The sequence below is a fragment of the Salegentibacter tibetensis genome (assembly GCF_020164485.1).
In the GTDB taxonomy this organism is placed as follows: Bacteria; Bacteroidota; Bacteroidia; order Flavobacteriales; family Flavobacteriaceae; genus Salegentibacter; species Salegentibacter tibetensis.
The window spans coordinates 1-611 of the sequence record NZ_JAIQZA010000102.1 but is presented as its reverse complement, the minus strand read 5'-3'; the positions used below and the strand labels follow the sequence as shown (position 1 = coordinate 611).

The following is a 611-nucleotide window of genomic DNA, read 5'->3' as shown; positions in this document are numbered from 1 at the left end:
GAAGTACAAGGTTAGAAGTTAGAGGGTGAAGCGAGACAATTAAGTTCATTACAATTTATTGAAAGGAAATTTTAGAAGTTGGGCAACCAGTTTACAGTACGCAGTGAGCAGTACGCAGTACAGTTACGACTGGATACTGCATACTAATTAACTGCCAACTGAAAAAAAACGGGGGATTAGCTCAGCTGGCTAGAGCGCCTGCCTTGCACGCAGGAGGTCATCGGTTCGACTCCGATATTCTCCACTATTTTTTTTAGTACAGCGTACTAAGAATTGAGTATTGAGATGTTGCTCACTACTTAAAAGTTCATTGATTGGCATTTTGAAAAGAGTTTTAGCAGGATTAGGTGCTAGAGCGTCCCGATTTGACATCGGGAAGGTTCCCGAAATTTATTCGGGACAAGCTATCGGTTCGACTCCGATATTCTCCACGATTCCTTAAGATCTAAGGGAGATAGGTACTACAAACATCAGGAAAATGCGTATAAGCATATTCGTTTGTTTGCCATTGAAATTAGGTTGTATAAGAGGAAAAAAGTTCATTGACATATTGAGAAACAAAGAATACGAGAAAACTACAGTTATAGAAGTTTACTTTTATAACGAGGTAA

General features: G+C 39.1%; 1 tRNA gene. It reads left to right on the top strand.

Annotated features, from left to right (window positions below):
- The first annotated feature begins 170 nt into the window (after nucleotides 1-170).
- Nucleotides 171-244, top strand: a tRNA-Ala gene (locus tag LB467_RS18680).
- Nucleotides 245-611: the final 367 nt, after the last annotated feature.